Here is a 309-nt window from a genome sequence, read left to right as displayed (position 1 = left end):
TCATCACCATTGCCGTAGGCGAAACCAGCGGCACGGTTTCTTTCCCTCTGGGCAATGACGTCTACAACGGTGCTGATACTGTTTCTACAGCCATCACCGGTGTGACTGGCGGCAACTTCGAACAGCTCACCCCGATCACCACTCCGGTTGTTACTCCGGTTGGCGATAGCGTCGACGTCACTAACGTTGTGCTGACCGCTACCGTCCCTGCGGGCGGCGCTCTGGAAAACGGCATCATCGTCTACACCGCCACCGTCGGTGCGCCAGTGACTGGCTCCCCGGTTGTAGTGACTCTGTCGAACAGCCAGA

At 58.9% G+C, this 309-nt stretch carries 1 protein-coding gene; it reads left to right on the top strand.

Annotated elements, in window-relative coordinates; genetic code table 11:
• Window positions 1-309 (top strand): immunoglobulin-like domain-containing protein (locus tag H7993_RS20715; protein WP_185795508.1); only part of this gene is annotated, 309 nt, incomplete at both ends.

This window comes from Pseudomonas baltica (assembly GCF_014235765.1).
Lineage (GTDB): Bacteria > Pseudomonadota > Gammaproteobacteria > Pseudomonadales > Pseudomonadaceae > Aquipseudomonas > Aquipseudomonas baltica.
The sequence above is the reverse complement of the archived record's forward strand: the minus strand, read 5'-3'. Positions and strand labels throughout refer to the sequence as shown.